This window comes from Micromonospora sp. NPDC005291, assembly GCF_040607415.1.
GTDB lineage: Bacteria > Actinomycetota > Actinomycetes > Mycobacteriales > Micromonosporaceae > Micromonospora.
Map to the genome: position 1 here is coordinate 14,652 of NZ_JBEXGR010000034.1, position 23,843 is coordinate 38,494.

General features: G+C 70.8%; 22 protein-coding genes. 12 read left to right on the forward strand and 10 right to left on the reverse strand.

The window, feature by feature from the left end:
* Positions 1-5 precede the first annotated feature (5 nt).
* The 6 genes from ABZT18_RS29935 to ABZT18_RS29960 are packed head-to-tail and all read left to right on the forward strand — an operon-like array spanning position 6 to position 7,545.
* On the forward strand, positions 6-1,439 hold the full coding sequence (locus tag ABZT18_RS29935) for an O-antigen ligase family protein (RefSeq protein WP_354996360.1): 1,434 nt from the start codon (positions 6-8) through the stop codon (positions 1,437-1,439).
* The gene (locus ABZT18_RS29940; RefSeq protein ID WP_354996359.1) at positions 1,369-2,406 is read left to right on the forward strand and encodes a glycosyltransferase; all 1,038 of its coding nucleotides are present in this window, start codon (positions 1,369-1,371) and stop codon (positions 2,404-2,406) included. Before ABZT18_RS29935 ends, ABZT18_RS29940 begins: the two co-directional genes overlap by 71 nt.
* On the forward strand, positions 2,403-3,590 hold the full coding sequence (locus ABZT18_RS29945; RefSeq protein ID WP_355253031.1) for a glycosyltransferase family 4 protein: 1,188 nt from the start codon (positions 2,403-2,405) through the stop codon (positions 3,588-3,590). The genes ABZT18_RS29940 and ABZT18_RS29945 overlap by 4 nt, the downstream gene beginning before the upstream one ends.
* Positions 3,591-3,592: 2 nt before the next feature.
* Positions 3,593-5,128, forward strand: coding sequence for a lipid II flippase MurJ (locus tag ABZT18_RS29950; protein WP_354996357.1), 1,536 nt, complete (start codon positions 3,593-3,595; stop codon positions 5,126-5,128).
* Between the two features lie 7 nt (positions 5,129-5,135).
* Positions 5,136-6,356, forward strand: coding sequence for an acyltransferase (locus ABZT18_RS29955; protein WP_354996356.1), 1,221 nt, complete (start codon positions 5,136-5,138; stop codon positions 6,354-6,356).
* 52 nt (positions 6,357-6,408) lie between these two features.
* Entirely contained in the window at positions 6,409-7,545 is a 1,137-nt protein-coding gene (locus tag ABZT18_RS29960) for a glycosyltransferase (RefSeq protein WP_354996355.1), read from the forward strand.
* A 51-nt stretch (positions 7,546-7,596) separates the two neighbouring features.
* Here the strand turns inward: ABZT18_RS29960 and ABZT18_RS29965 are convergent, their stop codons facing one another.
* Positions 7,597-8,886, reverse strand: coding sequence for a hypothetical protein (locus ABZT18_RS29965; protein WP_354996354.1), 1,290 nt, complete (start codon positions 8,884-8,886; stop codon positions 7,597-7,599).
* A 130-nt stretch (positions 8,887-9,016) separates the two neighbouring features.
* On the opposite strand from ABZT18_RS29965, the gene ABZT18_RS29970 reads away from it, so the two are divergent.
* From ABZT18_RS29970 to hutH, 6 genes are read left to right on the forward strand one after another with little or no spacing between them, the layout of a single operon-like run.
* Positions 9,017-9,868, forward strand: a complete 852-nt coding sequence (locus ABZT18_RS29970; RefSeq protein ID WP_354996353.1) for a MurR/RpiR family transcriptional regulator — start codon at positions 9,017-9,019, stop codon at positions 9,866-9,868.
* A gap of 16 nt (positions 9,869-9,884) precedes the next feature.
* Complete coding sequence (gene hutU, locus ABZT18_RS29975) at positions 9,885-11,540, forward strand: urocanate hydratase (RefSeq protein ID WP_354996352.1); 1,656 nt, start codon at positions 9,885-9,887, stop codon at positions 11,538-11,540.
* Complete coding sequence (locus ABZT18_RS29980; protein WP_355253034.1) at positions 11,537-12,739, forward strand: allantoate amidohydrolase; 1,203 nt, start codon at positions 11,537-11,539, stop codon at positions 12,737-12,739. The genes hutU and ABZT18_RS29980 overlap by 4 nt, the downstream gene beginning before the upstream one ends.
* A complete protein-coding gene (locus ABZT18_RS29985) occupies positions 12,730-14,097 on the forward strand; it encodes a formimidoylglutamate deiminase (RefSeq protein WP_355253037.1) in 1,368 nt (455 codons plus the stop codon). Before ABZT18_RS29980 ends, ABZT18_RS29985 begins: the two co-directional genes overlap by 10 nt.
* On the forward strand, positions 14,094-15,278 hold the full coding sequence (gene hutI, locus ABZT18_RS29990) for an imidazolonepropionase (RefSeq protein ID WP_354996349.1): 1,185 nt from the start codon (positions 14,094-14,096) through the stop codon (positions 15,276-15,278). Before ABZT18_RS29985 ends, hutI begins: the two co-directional genes overlap by 4 nt.
* The gene (hutH, locus tag ABZT18_RS29995; protein WP_355171094.1) at positions 15,275-16,813 is read left to right on the forward strand and encodes a histidine ammonia-lyase; all 1,539 of its coding nucleotides are present in this window, start codon (positions 15,275-15,277) and stop codon (positions 16,811-16,813) included. Before hutI ends, hutH begins: the two co-directional genes overlap by 4 nt.
* 31 nt (positions 16,814-16,844) lie before the next feature.
* On the opposite strand, the gene rdgB is transcribed toward hutH, so the two are convergent.
* The 9 genes from rdgB to ABZT18_RS30040 all read right to left on the reverse strand — a co-directional run bounded on the left by rdgB (position 16,845) and on the right by ABZT18_RS30040 (position 23,716).
* Positions 16,845-17,462, reverse strand: coding sequence for an RdgB/HAM1 family non-canonical purine NTP pyrophosphatase (gene rdgB, locus ABZT18_RS30000; protein WP_354996347.1), 618 nt, complete (start codon positions 17,460-17,462; stop codon positions 16,845-16,847).
* Between the two features lie 52 nt (positions 17,463-17,514).
* On the reverse strand, positions 17,515-18,240 hold the full coding sequence (gene rph, locus ABZT18_RS30005) for a ribonuclease PH (RefSeq protein WP_354996346.1): 726 nt from the start codon (positions 18,238-18,240) through the stop codon (positions 17,515-17,517).
* 80 nt (positions 18,241-18,320) lie between these two features.
* Positions 18,321-19,064 (reverse strand): MBL fold metallo-hydrolase, encoded by a 744-nt coding sequence (locus tag ABZT18_RS30010; RefSeq protein ID WP_354996345.1) that lies wholly within the window; start codon positions 19,062-19,064, stop codon positions 18,321-18,323.
* Between the two features lie 224 nt (positions 19,065-19,288).
* On the reverse strand, positions 19,289-20,254 hold the full coding sequence (locus ABZT18_RS30015) for a pyridoxal-phosphate dependent enzyme (protein ID WP_354996344.1): 966 nt from the start codon (positions 20,252-20,254) through the stop codon (positions 19,289-19,291).
* Between the two features lie 11 nt (positions 20,255-20,265).
* Positions 20,266-20,622 (reverse strand): MoaD family protein, encoded by a 357-nt coding sequence (locus ABZT18_RS30020; protein ID WP_355253040.1) that lies wholly within the window; start codon positions 20,620-20,622, stop codon positions 20,266-20,268.
* Between the two features lie 66 nt (positions 20,623-20,688).
* Positions 20,689-21,177 carry a M67 family metallopeptidase gene (locus ABZT18_RS30025; protein WP_354996342.1) on the reverse strand — a complete coding sequence of 163 codons (489 nt, stop codon included), beginning with the start codon at positions 21,175-21,177 and terminating at the stop codon, positions 20,689-20,691.
* Between the two features lie 52 nt (positions 21,178-21,229).
* On the reverse strand, positions 21,230-21,730 hold the full coding sequence (locus ABZT18_RS30030) for a DUF2017 domain-containing protein (protein ID WP_354996341.1): 501 nt from the start codon (positions 21,728-21,730) through the stop codon (positions 21,230-21,232).
* Positions 21,727-22,017 (reverse strand): ATP-dependent Clp protease adapter ClpS, encoded by a 291-nt coding sequence (clpS, locus tag ABZT18_RS30035; protein WP_179782374.1) that lies wholly within the window; start codon positions 22,015-22,017, stop codon positions 21,727-21,729. The genes ABZT18_RS30030 and clpS overlap by 4 nt, the downstream gene beginning before the upstream one ends.
* Positions 22,018-22,165: 148 nt before the next feature.
* The gene (locus ABZT18_RS30040; RefSeq protein ID WP_354996340.1) at positions 22,166-23,716 is read right to left on the reverse strand and encodes a hypothetical protein; all 1,551 of its coding nucleotides are present in this window, start codon (positions 23,714-23,716) and stop codon (positions 22,166-22,168) included.
* Positions 23,717-23,843 lie beyond the last annotated feature (127 nt).

Below are 23,843 nucleotides of genomic sequence, written 5' to 3' on the forward strand. Positions count from 1 at the left end.
TCGCCGTGCCGCAGTTCTACCTGTTGCCTAAGGGCAGCACGGACGTCGCGGCGTCAACGGTGGTCACCATCCTGCTGGTGCCGGGAGTGCTGTTGGCGGCCCGGCGCGACTCCGGTGTCGGCCTACTCCGCCTCGGCCTGTTCCGCGTCCTGATCGCCCTGCTCGTGGTACGGCTGCTCGCACTGGCCTGGTCGCCGGACCCGCGGGCCGGTCTGCCCTTGATCGCCCTGCTCGGCCAGTTCATCGTCACGCTGACGCTGATGCTCCAGGCCGTCCGCCAGGATCCCGGCCTGCTGCGCCGGATTGAACGTTGGTACTGGCCCTGGATCGTGGCCGAGGCAGTGCTCGTACTCATCTTCCGGGTCCTGCCCGGCGTGGAGGACGCGTTCCTGCGCTCGATCGCCGGGATCGTCAGCGGGCAGAACACCATCGCCGCCCTCTTTACGGGAAGTCCGAACAACGTCTTCGACGAGGCAAAGTCCGGCGGGGTGTTCGTCAACGCGAACGTCGCCGGGTTGTTCCTCGGTGTGAACGCGGCCGCCGCGTTCGCCGTCGCGACGATTACCGGCACCCGCTGGACGCGGATCGTGGGCTTTGTCGCGCTGGCGGCGGTGCCTGTCACCGGCTCGAAATCGGCCACGCTCCTCGCGGTCGCCCTGCCCGCTTCCGTACTCGCCGTTCAACGCTTCACTCGGGCCCGACGGACGGCCGAGTCGGGCCCGCCTCGGCATGGCAGTCACCGCCGCCCGTCGGGGCGCGCGAACCGCCGGCTGTCGCTCGGGCTCGTCGGCGCGGGTCTGCTCATCGTTGTCGTGGGCGTACTGCTCGCCGCCGATCTCGGCTTCGCTCAGGCGCTGGCCAAGTCCTTCGGCGACCGGACGGCTATCTGGGGCTTCGGTGCCGAGGCGTTCCTGCGGGATCCGCTCCTCGGCCTCGGTTACGGTGGCTGGGACGCTGGCTTCGGGGCGTACGCACGCGAACACGACATCTACCGCAGTTTCCCGCCGCACAACGTCCTCCTGGCGGCATGGGCCGCCACAGGCCTGGCTGGGCTGGTGCTGACCGCCGTGTTCTTCGCGCTCGCATTGCGGCTCGCCGTCCGGGCCGTGACGGCCGGCGGGGATCAGAATCGGACCTTCGCACTGTGGACCACCGCCGCGATCGCGTGGACGCTGATCCACGGGTTGGGCGACAACACCGAGATCTTCGGCGACATCCATCTCCTTCCTATCCTTTCGCTGCTGGTCGCCTACCTCCTGGTGGGCAACCGCGAGGAGCCGAACGACCATGCCACTGCCCACCGTCGGGATCCTGCGACATCAACAGTTCCTGCCGTCGGAGACGTTCATCCCGAACCAGGCCCTGGCGATGCGCACCTTCCGGCCGTTGTTCGTGGGCCGCGACCCGGTCCCGACCCGGCCGGGAACCGAGTCGGTTAGCGTCGCCGAGTTCGGCAGGTCCGCGATTCTGTCGTACACGCTGACCCGCCGCTCAGAGGCATTGGTTGGCGCCCTCGCAAAGCGTGGCACCGCATTGCTGCACGCCCATTTCGGCGTCGAGGGGGTGTACGCGGTTCCCACCGCGAAGGCGCTCGGAGTACCGCTGGTCACGACGCTGCACGGCTTCGACGTAACGGTCAGTCGGGCGAAGATGGTGACGTCAAAGAAACCCTCGTGGTTGAACTACGTCACCTGGCGTCACTCTCTCTTCGCAGAGGGTGCCGTGTTCATCTGCGTGTCCGAGCACATCCGACGACGCGCGGTGGAATGGGGCTACCCCGCCGAGCGGTGCCACGTCCTACCTATTGGGGTGGACATCGATGCCATCCAGCCGTCCGATCCCGTCGAGGCACCCCGGATCCTGCACGTAGCGCGGCTGGTCGAGAAAAAGGGGACGCAGTACCTGCTGCGGGCATTCGCCGAGGTACGCAAGGCGGTTCCGGCCGCCGAACTGGTGCTCATCGGCGAGGGTCCGCTGCGCGATTCCCTCAGCTCGCTTGCCCGGGAGCTCGGGGTTGAGGCGGGGGTGCGTTTCCTGGGTGCGCAGAAGCACAGTGACACCCTCCAGTGGTTGAGTCAGTCGACGCTACTTTGCCTGCCGAGCGTGACGGCCCAGGACGGTGACCAGGAAGGGCTGGGGATGGTCCTTCTGGAGGCGGCCGCCTCCGGTAAGCCGGTGGTCGGGACCCACCACGGCGGCATCCCCGAGGCGGTGACGGACGGGGCGAACGGCTTCCTGGTGCCCGAACGAGACGTCGCCGCGCTCGCAGACCGGCTGATCGAACTATTACGCGACAAGGATCTTTGTAAACGGTTCGGCAAGGTCGGACGGCAGACCGTCGAAAACCGGTTCAACCTGAGCCGACAGACCGACAAACTCGAGTCGTTGTATAGGGACCTATCGTGATCGAGTCAATTCTCATCCATTCCCGGTCAACGCCGCACCACCACACCGGTGGAATGGAAACTCTCGCCTGGCGGCTGGCCGCCGAATGGGCCCTGCACGTGCCGCGGGTGCAGATTGTCACCACGGCGATCCCGGGCCGGACCGGAAGGTTCACGGAGGACGGTGTCGAGGTGACTTCGTTGGCGGGCACCCGTCCCGGTCGCTACTCGCACGCCTGGTGGGAAGAGTCCCGAGCACACTGGGTCGCTACCGGAACCCCGCCGAGTGTGGTCTTCTCGGTAAGCGCCGGCTCCTACTCGGTGATCCGGGAGCGGGCCCGGCACCCCCGAACGCCGTTCGTGCTTCAGGTGCACGGCACGTCCGCCATGGAGTTGGGCTCAAAGCTGCGGGCACCCAGCGCTCGTTCCCTGGCCGGCACGCCCAAGAATGCCTTCGGCCTGGTCCGTGACCTGGCCCGGTACCGCGATTTCGACCGCCTCGTCGCGGTCGGCGAGAACGTGGTCGAGTCGCTGACCGCGGCACCCCAGAACTGGGCCGCGTCCCCGGGCAAGGTTCGCTTGATTCCCAACGGCGTCCGAGCCGAGGACCACGCGTTCGACAGCGCAGCCCGGGCCCGGATCCGACGCGAGCTGGGAATCGACGAAGAGACCGTGATCGTCGGCTGCGTCGGTCGCCTGCACGTGCAGAAGCGGGTCGATCGTGCGCTGCAAACGGCGGCGACCCTGCGCGACCGCGGCCTCGGTGGCCGGTACCGGTTCGTGATCGTCGGCGACGGCCCGGACGAGGGCAGGCTGCGGGGCGTGGTCCGCAAGCTCCAACTGGAGGACATGGTCCGGTTCACCGGACGCGTCGAGGCGGACGCGGTACGCGACTACTACTCCGCGGCCGACGTGTCACTGCTCACCACCGCACGTCTGGAAGGGCTCCCGATGGCGGTGCTGGAGGCGTTGGCGTCGGGCCTGCCTTGCGTCGTCACCGCCGGGTCAATCCGGTCGGAGGCGCTGAGCCGAGTGCTGCACGAGGTCGACACGCCGGATTCCGAAGCGCTCGCCGACGTGGTGCAGAAGGTGACCGCTGACCGGGGACCGCGCGCCAATCTACTGCCCCCCACCTTCCTCCTCGACCATTGCGCACGGGACTACCTCGCTGACTTCGCGCACCTGATCACACAGCGCCAGGACTGAGAATGGGCAAGGTCTTCTTCCGTCTGGTCCTCGGCGGCATCGCCGGCAAGATCCTCGGCCTGCTCCGCGAGGTCCTGCTGGCCGCGCTCTTCGGGGCGGGGCGGGTGGTGGCGGCCAACCGCATCGCGTTGACGGCGACGTTGATCCCTATCAACTTCTTCACCGCCGACGCTCTCTCCGCAGGGTTCCTGCCGCTGTACGTGCAGTACCGCCAGGAGCGGCCCGCGTTGGCTCAGGCGCTCTACCGTGCGGTACATCTGCTGTTGGCCGTCTTCTCCGTGGTTCTGGCAGTGGCCCTCATCTTCGGCCGGGACCTGTGGGTCGGGCTACTCGGGCCCGGGCTCGATCCACACACTGCGAGCATCGCGGCGACCATGCTCGGCATCGCCGCGCTGGGCGTGCCGTTCTACGTCCTGTACAACCTGTACACCCTTGTTGGCCTGGCAAACGACGACGTCCGCCTGATCAACCTCCGGCCCTCCTGCCAGAGCATCGGCCTGATCCTCGCCACGGTGATCGCCTGGATGACCGGACACGTGTCGGTGCTGGCATGGGGCTTCACCGTGCCGTACATCGTGCTGTGGTGCCTGGGCGCCTACTGGCTCCGACGCCGGGGCTATCTGCGCGAGGAGGGGGATGCACCCGGTCCCCGCCACCCGGACCGGGCAGCCACCAAGGTGGCGCTCGGGATGTTCTGGCGGCGGCTGCGGCCCCTGCTGCTGATTCCCGTGATCCTCCAGGGCTCGATCGGCGTCGAGCGGGCCGTCGGCTCACTACTCGGCGTAGAGGTGGTGGCGGCCACCGAGTACGCGCGTTTCGTGGTCGACTCGTGCATGGCTCTGCTCGCCGCGCCGCTGGGCCTGGCCGGCCTGGCTTCGTTCTCGCGTATGAAGGCCCATGAGGTGGGCGGCGGGCTCCGCCGCTTGATCCCACCGGTGATCCTGGTTGCCATCCCTCTCGCCCTGGTCCTCTCTCTGAACAGCCGGGGGATCGTTACCCTCCTGTATGCCCGAGGCGAGTTCGACAACCGGGCGGTGGACGTCTCGTCGGTGCTGCTGTTGGGCTTCGCACTCGGGATCTGGGCACACGTGCTCGGCTACACCTTTGTCAAGGTGCTGAACGCCCGAGGGTCCAACTTCCAGGTCGCGATCGTGATGGCGCTCTCCTTCGGCATACCCATCGCGTTCAACCTGCTGCTGTACAAGCAGTGGGGCGCTTTCACGATCGGTGCCGCTTCGTCGCTCGGCGGCGTTCTGATGTTCCTCATCTCGGCACGGTTGCTGTCGGTGCTGGGTTTCAGCATGCGTCTGCTCGCCATTGCGCTGCCCGGCGCGGCCGCCGCCGCTGCCGCCGGATACCTGTTGGCCGGCCCCGGGCTGCTGCGCCTCATCGCGTCCTGCGTGGCCATCCTGCTGATCTGGGTCGGCTATGTGGCGGCCGTGCCCCAGCTTCGGCGTACGTTCCTGTCATTTGTCCTCAAGAAGCTCGGTCGCGGCGCCGACGAGACTTCCCAGGAGGACCTGGTGGCGATCAAGTGAGGAATTCATGACTGCGCAGACCGGTCTGATGACCGGGATGAACGGCACTCCGGACCGTCCCGCCCTGCCGCCCGAGGTAGCTCCCCGCGAGACCGCATCTGGTCCGTCGCGCCGCCCTCGCGGCGACCGCCTCTACATCCTGGATCTGTTGCGCTTCTGCGCCGCCCTCGCGGTACTCGGCTTCCACGTGTTTGTCGACAACGACAACCGTGGAGCCTGGGGCAGGAGCGTGACTGGGATCTTCGGCGATCCCATCGTCACCGTTTTCCGCTACGGCTGGATGGGCGTCGAGTTCTTTTTCGTCATCAGCGGGTTCGTCATCTGCATGAGCTGTTGGGGAAGGTCGGTCGCCGACTTCGCCGTTTCACGGGTGACCCGCCTGATGCCCGCGTATGTCCTCGCGGTGCTGGCAACCTCGGCCGCCCTCACGCTGTGGCCGCTCGAGAGCGGTTCGCCACAGCCGTCGCACGTCCTCATCAACGCGACGATGCTGCAGACCTTCGTCGGCGTTCCCAATATCGACTCGGTGTACTGGACCCTCTTCGTCGAGCTGAAGTTCTACCTTCTCTTCGCGGTCGTCGTGTGGTTCGGGCTGACCTACAAACGTGTCGTGCTCTTTTGCGTGCTGTGGATGACCGCAGCCCTTTACGCCGAGTACTCGCAGGTCAAACCACTGATCCAGTTCTTCGAGGCGGGCTTCGCCCCATACTTCATCGCCGGCATCGCGCTGTACCTGATCTACCGGTTCGGCCCGAACCTGGTGTCCTGGGGGATCCTCGGCACGTCCATGGTCATCGGCGTGATCACACTGGGGCGGCGGGTGGAGGGACAGAACGCGGAGCGAACTGTCATCTCGTTCGAGGTCGCGCTCCCCGTGATGTTCTTCTTCTTCGCGCTGATGGTGGCGGTGGCGCTGGGCTGGTTCTCCTGGCTCAGGTGGAGTGGTCTGACGGTCATCGGGGCACTCACGTACCCGGTGTACCTGCTGCACATGCAGTTCAGTCGGATAGTCGTGAACCGGTTCCACGACTCGGTATCGCCGTGGCTTCTTGTGGCCGGTTTCCTGGCCGGCGTGCTCCTGCTCGCGTACCTGACTAACCGGTTCGTGGAGCGGCCACTCGCCAAAGTGCTCCGACGAAAGCTGCGCGAGGGCTTTGCGCAGATCAGCGTGCAATCGGCGACCAGTAAGACCCCCAGCGAACAGCGGACGGCGAGCAGCGATCGATAGGGCCGTCCGGTTCGGCCGGACGCCGCAAGTCCCCTGCCATGAGGAGCTAACAGTGGTAGACCACTTTTCCGCCGTCCCCCACCCCGGCGCGACGCGCCCGCTCGACCACCTGGCGAGCGCTCGTGTCGCGCTCGTCCACGAGTGGTTCGGCGCCACCGGCGGCTCGGAGAACGTCTTCCGGCAGATCAGCAACCTGCTGCCCGACGCTGAGCGTTTCGTGCTCTGGAAGGACCACGACGCCGTCGAGCCCAACCTGCGGGAGTCGTGGATGGCGCGGACACCGCTGCGCCGGTCGAAAGCCGGGGCGTTGCCGTTGATGCCGCTGGTGTGGCGGACGCTCAGCCAGGAGCGGTTCGACCTGGTGATCTCATCCAGCCACGCCTTCGCCCACACCGTGCGCCTCGGTTCCTCGGAGCACACCCGCTACCTCAGCTACGTGCACTCCCCCGCCCGGTACATCTGGAGCCCTAACTTCGACGGGCGGGGCTCCAACCCATTGCTGACGGTGCCACGGCGCGTGCTGCAGACGGCCGATGTCCGGCTCAGCCGCCACGTACACGGTTACGCCGCCAACTCGGAGGAGGTGCGGGCCAGGATCGCCCGCTACTGGCGGCGCGACGCGGTCGTCATCAATCCGCCGGTGGACGTCGACTACTTCGCCTCGGCACCCGTCGAGGACCAGAATCAGGCACGGGAATACCTGCTCGGGGTCGGGCGATGGATCCCGTACAAGAACTTCGATTTGATCATCCAGATCGCCGAGGCGGCCGGCCTGCCGGTGGTCATCGCCGGCTCGGGTCCAGAGGAAAGCGCGTTGCGGCGTGCCGCGGAGCGGGTCGGGGTGCCGGTGACATTCGAGGTGCGGCCCTCGAAGGAGCGGCTTCGCCAGCTCTACTGGGGTGCGCGGGCTCTGCTGTTCCCGGTTCACGAGGATTTCGGCATCATCCCGGTCGAGGCCCAGGCGTGTGGCACTCCGGTGGTGGGTCTTCGTCGCGGTGGCCTGCTGGAAACCGTCGTTGACGGAGAAACCGGCTTCCTCGTCGACTCCGTCGACCCGCAGAGCTTCGTGCCGCTGGTCCAACGGTTGTCGGAGCTGTCGCAGCACCGCATCCGAGCACACGCCAACGGATTCTCGGAGCAGCAGTTCGCGGCGCGGATGACGGCCTGGATCGCCGACGCCGGACGATGAGTGCCGATGGCGCGGATGTGCGGGCCACGCGCACGCACATCCGCGTCAACGTCAGAAGATGAGGACGTCCCGCAGGTAGCTCGCGATTCGGCGCAGCTGGTTGGCCTCCTGCGCCGGACCGGTCAACCGCAGCACGAACTGCCGGTCGGTGACGCCATCCGGGCCGCCACGGTAGTAGGCGACGACGACCAGACCGTGTCGCTGCTCGCCGTCGGCGTTGATGAGCGCCTCGCCGTAGGTGGTGGCTTGGCCGCTGCGGACCCACCGCGCGCCCCACGCCTCCTCGGCCATCCGCATGGCGGACTGGCGCCGCTCGTCACACGGCTGCGGGCAGTTCCGAACGATCAGCTCGCCGCCCATCGTCCCCGCCCCAGAAGCCGCCTGCCCGCAGTTGTACTTGGCGAACCCCTCGGCCTGGCCGCCCAGCGTGCAGGTCCAATCCAACGGGACCTTGACCGGGAAGCCGAGCCCTTCGAGGTTGGTCAACGTGCGCACGTTGTCCCGCTCGTTGAACCTCGGCCACTGGGGCGGCCATTTGCCTCCCTGCGGCGGTTCGATGCCGGGCAACTGCGGCGGTGCGGCCGGCATCGAGGGCGGCGCGGCAGTGGCGGTGCCCGCAACATCCGTCGGCTTGCCGTCCGAGCCCTTCCAGAGCGCCACGCCGCCGGCGCCGGCCAGTACCACCAGGACCAGGGCGGCGATTCCGACCCAGAGGCCGGTCCGACGGCGCTGCGGCGCGGACGGGGTGATGCGGCGGGCCGGTGAGACGAACGTGTCGGCGCCCGGCCCACTCGTCGGCGCTATGAAGGCGGCCGGTGGTGACGAGGTCACCGCAGCCGGCGAGGCGGGTACGCCGGAGATCGGGTGCGGGGCTGCGGGCACCAGCTGACCCGGGATCGGGCCCGTCTGCACGGCCCACGGGGCCTGAGGTCCACCGGAGACCGGCTGCGGCGGGGCCGAGACGGGCGGCGCGGACACCAAGGGCGGCGCGGACACCAGCGGTGGGGCGGACGTCGGTGGGGCGGCCGTCGGGGCGGGTGTGTAGTCGACGCCGAGGGCTCGGAACAACTTTTCAGCACCGGGGCCGGCCTCGGCCGGATAGGCCACCCACGGCGCGGCGACGGAGAAGTCGGCGTACGTGTAGGGGACCGGGTCGGGCGACTGGGCCAGCAGGTCGGCGGCCCCAGCGAACGCCTCGCGCCAGCCGGGTGTGGCGGCAACGGTGGCGTCGAGCACCGCCACGGTGACGAACCGGCCCTGCTCGTCGATCGCGGCCCACGCCTTCCCCACCGGTGACCCGCCGAGCGCGTGGGTGAACCTGTAGGGGCCTTCCGGCTGCATGCGCACTCCTCCGTTGAACCGCCGTGCGGATAGTACCGACCGTCGTCCAACCCGGCCGGCCCCGGCCGGTGCCCTTTGGCGGGTGGGCCGCCCCTTGCTTCGTGAAAGTTTCTATGCATAGAGTCAGCTCATGAATGAGGGAACTGACGCGGCACCCGCTGACCGGGTGCTCGACCTGTTCCAAGGGGTGCGGCTCACCCCCACCCAGCGCCGGATCGCGCACTGCCTCGTGCAGCACGCCCCCGCCGTGGCGTACCTGTCCGCCGCCGAGGTCGCCGAGTTGGCCGGGGTCAGCCAGCCGTCGGTCACCCGGTTCGCCGTCGCGCTCGGCCACGACGGCTACCCGGCCCTGCGCCGCCGGCTGCGTGACCTGACCGCCGCCGCTCCCGGCGGGTCGGCGGACGGCGGCAACGAACTCCAGCAGGCGGTACGCGCGGAGATGAGCAACCTGGACCGGCTGGCCGGTCAACTCGCCGACCGGGATCGGATCGCCGAGATTGGGCGGCTACTCGCGGAGAGCCGCCCGCTGCCGGTGCTCGGCCTGCGCGCCGCCGCGCCGCTGGCCGCGTACTTCGCCTACTTCGCGGCCAAGGTGCACCCGGACGTACGGGTGCTCGACGACGGCGGCAGCCTGCTCACCGACCGCCTGGAGCAGGCAGCCGAGGCCGGGGCGTCCGCCGTGCTCGCCTTCGTGCTGCCCCGCTACCCCCGGGAGACCCTGGACGCGCTACGCGACGCCCGCGCCGCCGGGCTGACCGTGGTGGCGATCACCGACTCGCCGGTCAGCCCGGCCACCGAGCACGCCGACGTGGTGCTTCCCGCAGCGGTCGGCGCGCAGCTCGTCTTCGACCTGCACACCGCCCCGATGACCCTGGCCATGGTGCTGTTGCAGGCGATCTGCGACGCCGCGCCGGCCGACACCCAGCGCCGATTGGAGGCTTTCGAAGCCTCCGCGGCCCGCCGTCAGTTGTTCCTCGGTTGACCGGAGGAGACCAAAGATGACCCAGCCCGTCCGTGCCGCTCGGGGCAGCCAGCTCACCACCCGCGGGTGGCCGCAGGAGGCAGCCCTGCGGATGTTGATGAACAACCTCGACCCCGAGGTGGCCGAACGCCCCGACGACCTGGTGGTCTACGGCGGCACCGGCAAGGCGGCGCGGGACTGGCCGTCGTACCACGCGTTGGTCCGCACGCTGACCGACCTGCGCGAGGACGAGACGATGCTGGTGCAGTCGGGCCGCCCGGTCGGTGTCATGCGTACCCACGAGTGGGCGCCCCGGGTGCTGCTGGCCAACTCCAACCTGGTCGGCGACTGGGCGACCTGGCCGGAGTTCCGCCGGTTGGAGCAGCTCGGCCTGACCATGTACGGGCAGATGACCGCCGGCTCGTGGATCTACATCGGCACCCAGGGCATCCTCCAGGGCACCTACGAGACGTTCGCGGCCGTCGCGGCCAAACGATTCGCGGGCACCCTCGCGGGCACGCTGACGCTGACGGCCGGCTGCGGTGGGATGGGCGGCGCGCAGCCGCTCGCGGTCACCATGAACGGCGGCGTCTGCCTGATCGTCGACGTGGACCGGACCCGCCTCGACCGGCGGGTGCACGACCGCTACCTGGACGAGGTAGCCGACTCCCTGGACGACGCGATCGAGCGGGTCCGCGCGGCGAAGCGGGATCGCCGGGCATTGAGCGTCGGCGTCGTCGGCAACGCCGCCGAGGTCTTTCCGGAGCTGCTGAGCCGTGGCGTCGAGATCGACATCGTGACCGATCAGACCAGCGCGCACGACCCACTGGCGTACCTGCCGGTGGGGGTGGAGCTGGCCAACGCCCGTGACTACGCGGCTGCGAAGCCGGCCGAGTTCACCGACCGGGCCCGGGCGTCGATGGCGACGCACGTCGAGGCGATGGTCGGCTTCCTCGACGCCGGCGCCGAAGTGTTCGACTACGGCAACTCGATCCGGGGCGAGGCGCAGCTCGGCGGCTACGAGCGCGCCTTCGACTTCCCCGGTTTCGTGCCCGCGTACATCCGGCCGTTGTTCTGTGAGGGTAAGGGTCCGTTCCGGTGGGCGGCGCTCTCCGGCGACCCGGCCGACATCGCGGCCACCGACCGGGCCATCCTGGAGCTGTTCCCGGAGAACGAGTCCCTGGCCCGCTGGATGCGGCTGGCCGGCGAGCGGGTCGCCTTCCAGGGCCTGCCGGCCCGGATCTGCTGGCTCGGCTACGGCGAGCGGGACAAGGCGGGTGTGCGGTTCAACGAGATGGTCGCCTCCGGCGAACTCTCCGCCCCGGTCGTGATCGGCCGGGACCACCTGGACACCGGCAGTGTCGCCAGCCCGTACCGGGAGACCGAGGGGATGGCTGACGGCTCCGACGCGATCGCCGACTGGCCGCTGCTCAACGCGCTGATCAACACGGCCAGCGGCGCTTCCTGGGTGTCCATCCACCAGGGCGGCGGCGTGGGCATGGGCCGGTCGATCCACGCCGGGCAGGTCTGCGTGGCCGACGGCACCGCGCTGGCCGGGCAGAAGATCGAGCGGGTGCTCACCAACGACCCGGCGATGGGCGTCATCCGGCACGTCGACGCCGGCTACGACATCGCCCGCGAGGTCGCCGACCGCACTGGCGTCCGGGTCCCGATGACCGAGGGACCCGCGTGACCGACAACCTTCCCGCCCGGTTCCGGGCTCTCTGGGACGACATCGCGCCGGTCGGACGGGACGCCGACAGTGGTGGCTACCTGCGGTACGCGTTGACGGAGCCGGAGCTGGAGCTGCGGGCCTGGTTCCGCGCGCAGGCCGAGCATCGCGCCATGCCGGTCACCGAGGACGGCAACGGCAACCTCTTCGCCCACTGGGGTGACCCGGAGGCCTCCGACGCGGTGCTCACCGGCAGCCACTTCGACTCGGTGCCGCACGGCGGGGCGTACGACGGGCCGCTCGGCATCGTCAGCGCTTTCCTCGCCGTGGATGAGCTTCGCGCCGCCGGCGTCACCCCGATCCGGCCGCTGGTGCTGGCCGCGTTCGTCGAGGAGGAGGGTGCGCGTTTCGGCGTACCGTGCCTGGGGTCGCGGCTACTCACTGGCGCGCTGCCGCCGGAGCGTGCTGCCGGCCTGCGCGACGCGGCCGGGGTGAGCTTCGCCGAGGCGCTCGGCGACCGGCCGACGGGCGCCCGCCCGGAGTTGCTGGGCCGGTTCGGCGCCTTCGTGGAGCTGCACGTCGAGCAGGGCCGCGCGCTCGCTGAGACGGACGCGCCGGTCGCGGTGGCGAGCGCGATCTGGCCGCACGGTCGGTGGCGCTTCGAGGTCGTCGGCGAGGGCAACCACGCGGGCACCACCCGGATGGTCGACCGCCGCGACCCGATGCTCACGTACGCGTTCACGGTGCTGGCGGCCAACAAGGAGGCCCGGCTGCGCGGCGCACACGCCACCGTGGGCCGGGTCGCCGTCGAACCCAACGCCACCAACGCGATCCCGTCGAAGGTGACCGGCTGGCTGGACGCCCGGGCCGCCGACCCGCAGACCCTCGCCGGGCTGGTCGACGCGGTGCGGGGCAAGCTCGCCGAGCGGGCCCGCCGCGACGGTACGGAGGTGACCGTCACCGAGGAGTCGGCCACCCCGCTGGTCTCCTTCGACGGCGGGCTGGCCAAACGGCTGGCCACGCTGCTCGACGCGCCGGTGCTGCCCACCGGGGCGGGGCACGACGCCGGGGTGCTCGCCGCGCACCTGCCCACCGCGATGCTCTTCGTGCGCAACCCGTCGGGGGTGTCGCACTCCCCCGCCGAGGCCGCGACCGACGACGACTGCGCCGCCGGGGTACGGGCGCTGGCCCGGGTGCTGGAGGAGCTGACATGCCGATGACTCCGACCCGCTGGCTCGCCGAGTACGCCTGGCTGCCCGAGCACACCGAACCGACACCCGACGTGCTGATCGAGGTCGAGGGCGGCCGAATCACGGCGCTCACGCCGCTCGTCGGGGCCGGAGGTCCAGCCGCCGGAGTGGACGTGTACGCCGACGCCGTGCCGCTGCCCGGGTTGACCCTGCCTGGCCTGTCCAACGTGCACTCGCACGCGTTCCACCGGGCGCTGCGCGGGCGGACCCACGGCGGTCGGGGCGACTTCTGGACCTGGCGCGACCAGATGTACGCCATCGCGGACCGGCTGGACCCGGACACCTACCTCGCCCTGGCCCGAGCCGTGTACGCCGAGATGGCCCTCGCCGGGATCACCTGCGTGGGCGAGTTCCACTACCTGCACCACCGGCCCGACGGCGGCGCCTACGACGACCCGAACGCGATGGGCGCGGCGCTGGTGGAGGCCGCCGCGCACGCCGGGATCCGACTCACCCTGCTGGACGCCTGCTACCTCACGTCCACTGTGGATGGTCAGGCGCTCGCCGGGCCGCAGCGCCGCTTCGGCGACGGTGACGCGGCCCGCTGGGCGGAGCGGGCGGCAGCGTTCCAGCCGATGGACTCACACGCCCGGGTCGGCGCGGCCGTGCACTCGGTGCGGGCGGTCCCGGCCGATCAGCTCCGCACGGTCGCCGACTGGGCCCGGGAGCGGCAGGCGCCACTGCACGTGCACCTCTCCGAGCAGCCCGCCGAGAACGACGAGTGCCGGGCCGTGCACGGGCGCACGCCCACCGCGCTGCTCGCCGAGCACGGCGTGCTCGGGCCGGACACCACCGCCGTGCACGCCACGCACCCGACCAGCGCCGACCTCACGCTGCTCGGCGAGAACCGGACCGGGGTGTGCCTCTGCCCGACCACCGAGCGGGACCTCGCCGACGGGATCGGCCCGGCCCGGCGGATGGCCGACGCGGGGATCCGGCTGAGCCTGGGCAGCGACAGCCACGCCGTGATCGACCTGTTCGAGGAGGCCAGGGCGGTGGAGCTGGACGAGCGGCTACGCACCCGCCGCCGCGGCCACTTCACCCCGGTCGACCTGTTGACGGCGGCCAGCGCCGCCGGGCACGTCGCGTTGGGCTGGGCCGACGCCGGAAGGATCGCCGTCGGCGCCCGCGCCGACCTGGTCACGGTACGACTGGACAGCGCCCGCACCGCCGGGGTGCCACCGCTGGGCGTGTTCTTCGCGGCGTCCGCGGCGGACGTCGAGCAGGTCGTGGTCGACGGCCGGGTGGTGGTGTCCGAGGGCCGGCACCTGACCGTGGACGTGCCGACCGAGTTGTCGGCGTCGATCGAGGCAGTGACACCAACATGAGCAGTCTGCTGGTCGACAACATCGGGGAGCTGGTCACCAACGGTGCCGGCCGGGGATCGCTGGGCATCCGCCGCGACGCGGCCGTGCTGGTCGAGGAGGGCCGGGTCGCCTGGGTCGGGCCGTCCACGCACGCGCCGGCCGCCGACCGTCGAATCGACGCCGGTGGGGCCGCCGTCCTGCCCGGCTTCGTGGACAGCCACGCCCACCTGGTCTTCGCCGGCGACCGCGCCGCCGAGTTCGCCGCCCGGATGGCCGGCCAGCCGTACACCGGCGGTGGGATCCGGACCACGGTCGGCGCGACCCGGGCCGCCACGGACGACGAGCTGCGGGCCACCGTGCGCCGGCTGCGCGGGGAGGCGCTGCGCCAGGGCACCACCACCATGGAGATCAAGAGTGGGTACGGGCTGACCGTCGCCGACGAGGCCCGCTCGCTGCGGATCGCCGCCGAGGCCAGCACCGAGACCACCTTCCTCGGCGCGCACGTGGTGCCCGCCGAGTACGCCGACCGCCCCGACGACTATGTCGGGCTGGTCTGCGGGCCGATGCTGGCCGCCGCCGCACCGCACGCGAAGTGGATCGACGTGTTCTGCGAGCAGGGCGCCTTCGACGTCGACCACGCCCGGGCGATCCTGGCCGCCGGTCAGGGCGCCGGGCTGGGCGTTCGCATCCACGCCAACCAGCTCGGCCCCGGCCCGGGGGTGCAGCTCGGCGTGGAGCTGGACGCGGCCAGCGTCGACCACTGCACCCACCTCAGCGACGCCGACGTGGCCGCGCTGGTCGGCACGGCCCACAGCGACGGGTCGGGGACCCGCACGGTGGCGACCCTGCTGCCCGGTGCCGAGTTCTCCACCCGCTCGCCCTACCCGGACGCTCGCCGGCTGCTCGACGCCGGTGTCACCGTCGCGCTGGCCACCGACTGCAACCCTGGCTCCTCGTACACCTCGTCTATGCCGTTCTGTGTGGCCCTCGCGGTCCGCGAGATGCGGATGACCCCGGCCGAGGCGGTCTGGGCCGCCACCGCCGGCGGCGCGCAGGCACTGCGCCGCGACGACATCGGCGTGCTCACCCCCGGCGCCCGCGCCGACCTGATCGTGCTGGACGCCCCCTCGTACCTGCACCTGGCCTACCGGCCCGGTGTTCCCTTGATCCGCCAGGTCCTGCTCAACGGAGTGCCGCAATGACGACCGTGACCATCCAGCCCACCGGAATCTCCGCCGACGACGTGCTCGCGGTCGCCCGCGGCACCGCCAAGGTCGTCCTCGACCCGGCCACGATCGACGCCATGGCGACCAGCCGGGCCATCGTCGACAGCATCGAGTCGTCCGGCCGCCCCGTCTACGGGGTCTCCACGGGCTTCGGGGCGCTGGCCAACACCTTCATCGCCCCGGAGCGACGGGCCGAGCTGCAACACGCGCTGATCCGCTCGCATGCCGCCGGGGTGGGTGCCCCCATGCCGCGTGAGGTGGTCCGGGCGATGATGGTGCTACGCGTACGGTCTCTCGCCCTGGGCCGCTCCGGGGTCCGCCCGCTGGTCGCCGAGGCCCTGATCGACCTGCTCAACCACGACATCACCCCCTGGGTGCCGGAGCACGGTTCACTGGGTGCCTCCGGCGACCTGGCACCGCTGGCGCACTGCGCGCTGGTGCTGCTCGGTGAGGGCTGGGTCCTCGGCCCGGCCGGCGAGCGGCAGGACGCGGCCGACGCGCTGACCGCCGCCGGAATCAAGCCGATCGAGCTGGCCGCCAAGGAGGGGCTGGCGCTGATCAACGGCACCGACGGCATGCTCGGCATGCTGCTGCTGGCCATCCACGACGCGGCGCACCTGTTCGCCATGGCCGACGTGACCGCCGCGCTGGCCATCGAGGCGATGCTCGGCTCGGAGCGGCCGTTCCTGCCCGAGCTGCACGCCATCCGGCCGCACCCCGGCCAGGCGGCATCGGCGGCGAACATCCACCGGCTGCTGCAGGACTCCCGGGTGATGGACTCACACCGCGACGACCTGGCGCACGCCGTGCAGGACGCGTACTCGATGCGCTGTGCGCCGCAGGTTGCCGGCGCGGCCCGCGACACCCTGGACTTCGTCCGCACGGTCGCGGGTCGGGAGCTGGTGTCCGTGGTGGACAACCCGGTGGTGCTGCCGGACGGCCGGGTCGAGTCGACCGGCAACTTCCACGGCGCGCCGCTCGGCTTCGCCGCGGACTTCCTCGCCATCGCCGCCGCCGAGGTGGGCGCGATCGCCGAGCGCCGGGTGGACCGGCTGCTCGACGTCACCCGCTCCCGGGAGCTACCGGCGTTCCTCTCCCCCGACGCCGGGGTGAACTCCGGGCTGATGATCGCCCAGTACACGGCGGCGGGGATCGTCGCCGAGAACCGTCGCCTGGCCGCCCCGGCCTCGGTGGACTCGCTGCCCACCAGCGGCATGCAGGAGGATCACGTCTCGATGGGCTGGGCGGCGGCCAAGAAGCTGCGCACGGTTCTGGACAATCTGACCAGCCTGCTCGCGGTGGAGCTGCTGGCCGGCGTACGCGGCCTTCAGCTGCGCGCCCCGCTGGAGCCGTCGCCGGCCGGCCGGGCGGCGGTCGCCGCACTGGGCGGGGCAGCCGGTCAGCCGGGTCCGGACGTGTTCCTCGCCCCGGTGATGGAGGCGGCCCGCGCGGTGCTGGCCGGCCCGGAGCTGCGCGCCGCCATCGAACGGGAGGTCGGCCCGCTCGGCTGATCTCCGCGGGGTCGCTGTCGTCCGCCGCGGGTCAGGCGGCGGGCGGCAGCACCTTGGCAATCAACTTGGCCAGCTCGCGCAGCGCCTTGCCGCGGTGGCTGATCGCGTCCTTCTCCGCCGGGGTCAGCTCAGCGTTGGTCCGGTCCTGCCCGTCACCCAGGAAGATCGGGTCGTAGCCGAACCCACCATCACCGCGCGGAGCACGCAGCACCCGCCCGGACTGCCGGCCGTCGACGAGGTGCTCCTTGCCGCCGGGCAGCACCAGGGCCACCGTGCAGACGAACGAGGCCGCCCGGTGCTCGTCGGGCACATCGGCGATCTGGTCCAGCACCAACTGAAGGTTGGCCCGGTCATCGCCGTGCTGGCCGGACCACCGGGCGCTGAACACCCCCGGCATCCCGTTGAGTGCGTCGACCGCGAGCCCGGAGTCGTCAGCGATGGTCAGAAGCCCGCTCTGACGGCAACCCTCCCGTGCCTTGATCAGCGCGTTCTCGCCGAAGGTCAGGCCGGTCTCCGGCAGCTCCGCGTACTGCTCGACGTCGTCCAGGCCGAGCAGGGCGATCCGCTGCGCGCCGAGCGCGCCGTCCAGGATCCGCTGGAGTTCCACCAGCTTCTTCCGGTTACGGGTGGCGAGCAGGACCTTGTTCATGCTGAACCACCTTTGTTCGCGACTGCGGGGCTCGCAAGCTCACTCCTCGCGCTCACGAGAGAGCCTTCCGCTGGGCTTCGGCCAGATCCGCGCACCCGGCGACGGCCAGGTCGAGCAGACTGTCGAGCTGCTCCCGGGCGAACACGCCCGCCTCACCGGTGCCCTGCACCTCGACGAAGTCACCCGCACCGGTGCACACCACGTTCATGTCCACCTCGGCGACGACGTCCTCCTCGTAGCAGAGGTCGAGCCGTGCCTCACCGGCGATGATCCCCACGCTGACCGCGGCCACCGACCGGTGCATCACCTTCTCCGGCTTGCCGGCCAACGCCTTGCGGGCGGCAAGCCAGCCCACCGCGTCGTGCAACGCGACGTACGCGCCGGTGATCGCGGCGGTCCGAGTGCCGCCGTCGGCCTGGAGCACGTCGCAGTCGAGCACCACCGAGTTCTCACCGAGCGCCTTGAGGTCGATGCTGGCCCGCAGGCTGCGGCCGATCAGCCGGGAGATCTCGTGAGTGCGGCCACCGACCCGGCCCTTGACGCTCTCCCGGTCGGAGCGGGTGTTGGTGGCCCGGGGCAGCATCGCGTACTCGGCGGTCACCCAGCCGAGCCCGGAGCCCTTGCGCCAGCGGGGCACCCCCTCGGTGACGCTCGCCGTGCAGAGCACCCGGGTGCCGCCGAACTCGACGAGCACCGAGCCCTCCGGATGGGTGCTCCAGCCTCGGGTCAGGGTCACCGGTCGAAGTTGAGAGGGCCCTCGCCCGTCAGGTCGCGCCATGCCTGCACCCTATGCGGTGCGGTGGTCCACCTCGCTCGGGGTGTCCCGGCCAGACTCCGCGCCGGGCACGCGGTGCTGGGTCAGACGTCGTAACTCGCGCCGGGGCGGACCACGTCGATCGGTCCGGTGTACGCGGCGGCGGCCGACTCCAGCGTGTGCGCCTCGCTGCCCCAGGCGGCCACCAGATGGGTGAGCAGCAGCCGGCCCACCACGGCCTTGGTCGCCGTCTCGCCGGCCTCGCGGCCGGTCAGGTGCAGATCCGGCGGATTGTCCACACCGTCGAGGTAACTGGCCTCGCAGAGGAAGACGTCGGCGTTCTGGGCCAGCCGCAGCAGCGCGTCGCAGGGTGCCGTGTCCGACGAGTAGCACAGCGACCGACCGCTGTGCTCCAGCCGCACGCCGTACGTCTCGACGGGGTGGTTGACCCGGTCGACGGTGACCGTGAACGGACCGATCGGGAAGGTGCCCGGCTCAAGGGCGTAGAACTGGTAGACGTCCTCCACCGTCCCGTCGTCTCCGTACGCGGCACCGAGCCGGTCCGGTGCACCGGAGGGCGCGTACACCGGCAGCGCCGGGTAGGGGCCTTCCGGGGCGTACCGGCGGACCACCACGTACGTCACGGCGTCGAGGATGTGATCACAGTGCAGGTGGGTCAGCAGGATCGCGTCCGGGGCGTGCAGCCCCGCGTACCGCTGGAGGCTGGACAGCGACCCTGAGCCGAAGTCGACCAGGAGCCGAAAACCGTCGGCCTCGACCAGGTAGGCCGAGCAGGGCGACTCTGGGCCGGGAAAACTGCCGGCACATCCAAGGACGGTCAGTCGCATCGAGTTGTCTCGCTGTCACTGTCAGTAGCATCCATGCCGGCCATCGCCCCAGTCATGATCTCTACCGACGCGTGCGTCACGCTGCGCAGCCTACGCCGGGCCACCCGGCGGCAAGAATCATCCAAAGGAAGTTGTCACGAACGTGACACCCGCTCACGGTGCGGCGGACAGCGTACGGGCCGTCGACGCACATCGACGGCCCGTACGCGGAAAGACCGATTCGGTCAGGCCCAGAGCTGCCCCTCCAGGGCGTCCTCGGCATCGGCCAGCGTGCCGCCGTACGCGCCGGTGGACAGGTACTTCCAGCCGCCGTCCGCGACCACGAAGGCCACGTCGGCTCGATGGCCGTCGCGGACCGCCTCGTGCGCCACCGCGAGCGCGGCATGCAGGATGGCACCGGTGGAGAAGCCGGCGAAGATGCCCTCCACCTCCACGAGTTGGCGGGTGCGCAGCACCGCGTCCCGGGTGCCGACCGAGAAACGCCGGGAGAGCACCGAGGCGTCGTAGAGCTCCGGCACGTACCCCTCGTCAATGTTGCGCAGGCCGTAGACCAGCTCGCCGTAGCGCGGCTCGGCGGCCACGACCTGAATGCCGTCGACCTTCTCCCGCAGGTAACGCCCGGTGCCCATCAGGGTGCCGGTGGTGCCCAGCCCGGCCACGAAGTGCGTGATGGTGGGCAGGTCGTGCAGCAGCTCCGGCCCGGTCGTCTCGTAGTGCGCCCGCGCGTTGGCCTCATTGCCGTACTGGTAGAGCATCACCCAGTCGGGGTGCTCCGCGGAGATCTGCTTGGCAGTGGCGACCGCCTGGTTGGAGCCACCCGCCGCCGCCGAAAAGATGATCTCGGCCCCGTACATCCGGAGCAGCTGGACCCGCTCGGTGGAGACGTTCTCGGGCATGACGCAGACCAGCCGGTAGCCGCGCATCTTGGCCACCATCGCCAACGAGATGCCGGTGTTGCCACTGGTCGGCTCGAGGATGGTGTCACCCGTCCGGAGCCGGCCGGCCTCCTCCGCCGCGCGGACCATGAACAGCGCCGCGCGGTCCTTGATGCTGCCGGTGGGGTTCCGGTCCTCCAACTTGGCCCAGAGCCGCACCGGAGGGGCCCCGTCGGGCACCGTCGGGGAGAGCCGGGGCAGGCCGACCAGCGGCGTACCCCCGCTGGAGTCGAGCAGGCTGTCGTACCGCGCCATGGCGGCCGACCTCAGCGAGCCGCGACGGCGCCGCGCGCCACCGCGGTCGCGGCGCTGTGTGAACTGATCGCCGCAGCGGCGGCGAAGCCGAACGCGCCGCCGGCCACGGCCGGCAGGATCGTGACGCTGTCGCCGTCGGAGAGCTTGGCGTCCAGTGCGCCGAGGAAACGGACGTCTTCGTCGTTGACGTAGACGTTGACGAAGCGGTGCAGCGAGCCAGCCTCGGTGATCAGCCGGCCGCGCAGGCCACCGTGCCGGGAGTCCAGGTCGGTGAGCAGGTCGGCGAGGGTGTCGCCGGTGCCGTCGACGACCTTCGCGCCGCCGGTGTAGCTGCGCAGGATGGTGGGGATGCGAACCTCAATGGCCATGATGTCGAGCTCCTCGATCGGGTGTGCCTACGGTGACGGGACGAGACGGGTGCGAACGCTGACGGGTCAGCGGCCGGAACACTCGTAGTCGACCGTCGCCGGGCTCTGCCCGAACATGTAGGACTGGACGGCGTGCGGGTCGACGCCGGCCTCCACGACCTGGACCGGCTCCTCGGTGACCACACCGTCGACGATCCGGAACGACCGGATCTCCTCCGAGTCGGGCTCGCGGGTCGAGATGAGCAGGTAATGCGCGCCCGGCTCGCCGGCGAAGGAGACGTCCGTCCGCGACGGGTACGCCTCGGTGGCGGTGTGCGAGTGGTAGATGACCACGGGCTCCTCGTCCCGGTCGTCCATCTCTCGCCACACCCGCAGGTGCTCCATCGAGTCGAACTCGTAGAAGGTCATCGACCGCGCGGCATTGTCCATCGGGATGTGCCGGGTCGGGGTGTCGCTGCCGACGGGACCGGCGACCACGCCGCACGCCTCGTCGGGGTGGTCCCGGCGCGCGTGGGCGACGATCGCGTCGATGATCGACCGGTCGATGCTCAGCACGAGTACCAGCCTAACGCCTGAAGAGCACGGGTCGAAGTGGTGCCGGTCACGCCTAGTCGATCAAGGCGTTGAGCAGCGACTCCTGTAAATATCCGAGGTACGCGTAGACCGAAAGCTGGAACACCCGACTGGAGGCCGGGTCCTCAGCGACCGCGTCGTCGAGCTCCTCACCCAGGTCCGTGCCGTCCTTGATCTCCAGTCGGACGCCCATCGCCAGCCGGGCGTCGTTCAGCGCCCGCAACCACGCCTCGGCCGCCTCGGCATCCAGGCGCACCTCACCACCGGCATCGTCGGGCAGCGCGGCCAGGATCGCCCCTGCCTGATCGATCTTCGCGGTCTTCAGATCACCCTCGGTGTAACGGCGGAACTCCGCGGTGCCGGGAGCGTCCTCCGGGTAGACCGCCGGAAAGAGCCGACCGACGACCGGATCGGTGTGGTCGAAGCCGTCCGTGAGTAGGCCGACCACCTCGGAGGCGACCTTGCGCAACACCCGCACCTCGTCGACGGCGAAGGTGGCGACGTAGCGGCCGGCCTGGCGACGGAACATGCTCATGAGCGGTCCACCGTCGCCCACAGCCCGTACGCGTGCAACTGCGACGCGTCGTGCTCCATCCGCTCCCGGGCACCGGTGGAGACCACGGCACGGCCCTTGTGGTGCACGTCCAGCATCAGCTGCTCGGCCCTCTCCCGGCTGTAGCCGAAAAGCTTCTGGAAGACCCAGGTCACGTACGTCATCAGATTGACCGGGTCGTCCCACACGATCGTCACCCACTGCCGGTCGGACGCCGGCACCTCGTCGGTGGCCGGCGTCTCGACCGGTGCAACCTGCGGAGCCGCCATGCCCCCCATCGTGCCACCGGTTTCCCGGAACCGAGGAACCGGAACGCCGGCCCGGCGTGGATCGCCCACCCCGGGTGCCGCTGAACCACCCCGAACGTCATCGGACGCGCGGTGCGGTGCGGACCCGGACCGAGGGGCGACCACGCCGTCAGGCGAGCAGGATGCCGTGATCGACTGCATCGGAGAGCACCACGCCCAGCGAGAGGCGGATCACCTCGAACCGTCGGGAGATCTCCCGGGACAACCCCAGCTCGACCTCCCGTAGCGCCCGCTGGGACCAGGCCCGCGCCGCGTTGTGATCGTCGTTGCCGGGCGTACGCCACTGCTGCCAGCACCCGCCGGAGAGCGCCACCGCGATCGGCGGAAGCACCTCGTCGCGGAACGTCGTCGGATAGCTGGCGAGGGCGTCGATCGCCTCCGGGCCGGTCAGCGCGGCCACTCCGGCTGTGCTGGTGATCAGCAGGACCTTGTCCAGCTCATGGCCGGGCCGGTGATCGGCCAGGCCGTACTGCACGGCGGTGGCGATCCGCCGCCGCACGCCTTCGACCGGCGGAGCGCCGAGCACCCGGGCCGCGACGTCGGTCACGATGCCCCGCACCGCCTGGTCGCACTGCGCGGTGGCCAACAGCGACAGCGCCGCCATCTCCCGATCCAGTAGGTCCGGCAGGCCCGCACAGCCGACTCCGAACACGATCTCCTGAACCGCCCGCAGGTGGATGTTCGCCAGTTCCAACGCGAGGTGCTGGCGGATCCGCTGCGCACACGAGCGGGTGAGCCGGTCGAGCTGCTCGGACCAGTCCCCCGGATCGGCGGCCACGGCGACCCTGCCGTGCTGGCCCGGCAGCACCGGCGGATCGACGCTGGCCCGCTGCAACCCCTCACGCGACGACCAGCCCACCAGCGCTCTGCGCAGGTCGGCGGCGGAGTCGGCGTCGTCGACCGGGAACCACAGCGCGCCGGCCAGCGCCGGCACCGCCGCCAGCAGGGCCGCCCGGTGTGCCGCCACGGTCACCGCGACCGCGTCCACATCTGTCGCCCCACCCCGGACCGACGGAACGGACGCCCCCGAGGCCTCCGTAGTCGCCGCGCCGTCGGCCAGCGGGGCCCACCCGGCCGCGCCGGGGGTGACCGCGAAGACGACCTCCACCGAGGTCGGGGCGACCTCGGCGAGCAGGTTCAGCTCAGCGGCGGTGAACGCCTGGTCGGCGGCGATCACGAAGAGCAGCGCGCCGGCCCGGCCCACCGCGTCGAGCAGCACCCGGTTGCCGGCCACGCCGAGCGTGGCGGTGTCGGGAATGTCGATCAGAGTGAAGTGCCGTAGCAGTGGCTCGGGCACGCTCAGCTCGACCCGCCGGGGCGGACGGGCCAACGCGGGGCCCGCGGCGTCCCGGTCCGCGCCGTACGAGTGCGGCTGGCGGTAACCGGGCACGAACGCGGCCCGCGTGGACGCCTTGGCGTTCCGCACCACCAACCAACTGCCCGCCGGCACGGTGAGCATGACCGGGTCGAGCCTGAGCAGGGTGGCGAGCACGGCACGCCGCTCGGCACCGGCCGGACCGACGGCGACCACGCCGAGCGGCTCCTCCGGGGCGGCGGCGGTCACGCCCACCCGGGTGGGCAGCGGGCCGCAGCTGGGCAGGTCGATTGGGCCGACCGTGTCGTCCGACGAGTCGACCGAGCGGAGAGGGCCCTGCTTCATCAGGTGGCCTCCCGTTGCAGACGACCGGGTCCCCGGTCGCGTGGCAGATCCGGCGAAGGAACCCGGATGCCCGAAGACTACGTGCGGGCGGACGACCGGGCGAAACACCCCTGATACTCAGGGGTAA

What these genes read in the sequence shown, in the direction of transcription:
- rph (WP_354996346.1), bottom strand. Translation starts at nt 18,240, where the DNA reads ATGGCGCGACCTGACGGGCGAGGGCCCTCTCAACTTCGACCGGTGACC.
- hutH (WP_355171094.1), top strand. Translation starts at nt 15,275, where the DNA reads ATGACGACCGTGACCATCCAGCCCACCGGAATCTCCGCCGACGACGTG.
- ABZT18_RS30015 (WP_354996344.1), bottom strand. Translation starts at nt 20,254, where the DNA reads ATGGCGCGGTACGACAGCCTGCTCGACTCCAGCGGGGGTACGCCGCTG.
- ABZT18_RS29970 (WP_354996353.1), top strand. Translation starts at nt 9,017, where the DNA reads ATGAATGAGGGAACTGACGCGGCACCCGCTGACCGGGTGCTCGACCTG.
- ABZT18_RS29950 (WP_354996357.1), top strand. Translation starts at nt 3,593, where the DNA reads ATGGGCAAGGTCTTCTTCCGTCTGGTCCTCGGCGGCATCGCCGGCAAG.
- ABZT18_RS30030 (WP_354996341.1), bottom strand. Translation starts at nt 21,730, where the DNA reads ATGAGCATGTTCCGTCGCCAGGCCGGCCGCTACGTCGCCACCTTCGCC.
- ABZT18_RS30010 (WP_354996345.1), bottom strand. Translation starts at nt 19,064, where the DNA reads ATGCGACTGACCGTCCTTGGATGTGCCGGCAGTTTTCCCGGCCCAGAG.
- ABZT18_RS29985 (WP_355253037.1), top strand. Translation starts at nt 12,730, where the DNA reads ATGCCGATGACTCCGACCCGCTGGCTCGCCGAGTACGCCTGGCTGCCC.
- clpS (WP_179782374.1), bottom strand. Translation starts at nt 22,017, where the DNA reads ATGGCGGCTCCGCAGGTTGCACCGGTCGAGACGCCGGCCACCGACGAG.
- ABZT18_RS30020 (WP_355253040.1), bottom strand. Translation starts at nt 20,622, where the DNA reads ATGGCCATTGAGGTTCGCATCCCCACCATCCTGCGCAGCTACACCGGC.
- hutI (WP_354996349.1), top strand. Translation starts at nt 14,094, where the DNA reads ATGAGCAGTCTGCTGGTCGACAACATCGGGGAGCTGGTCACCAACGGT.
- rdgB (WP_354996347.1), bottom strand. Translation starts at nt 17,462, where the DNA reads ATGAACAAGGTCCTGCTCGCCACCCGTAACCGGAAGAAGCTGGTGGAA.
- ABZT18_RS29940 (WP_354996359.1), top strand. Translation starts at nt 1,369, where the DNA reads ATGCGCACCTTCCGGCCGTTGTTCGTGGGCCGCGACCCGGTCCCGACC.
- hutU (WP_354996352.1), top strand. Translation starts at nt 9,885, where the DNA reads ATGACCCAGCCCGTCCGTGCCGCTCGGGGCAGCCAGCTCACCACCCGC.
- ABZT18_RS30040 (WP_354996340.1), bottom strand. Translation starts at nt 23,716, where the DNA reads ATGAAGCAGGGCCCTCTCCGCTCGGTCGACTCGTCGGACGACACGGTC.
- ABZT18_RS29965 (WP_354996354.1), bottom strand. Translation starts at nt 8,886, where the DNA reads ATGCAGCCGGAAGGCCCCTACAGGTTCACCCACGCGCTCGGCGGGTCA.
- ABZT18_RS29955 (WP_354996356.1), top strand. Translation starts at nt 5,136, where the DNA reads ATGACTGCGCAGACCGGTCTGATGACCGGGATGAACGGCACTCCGGAC.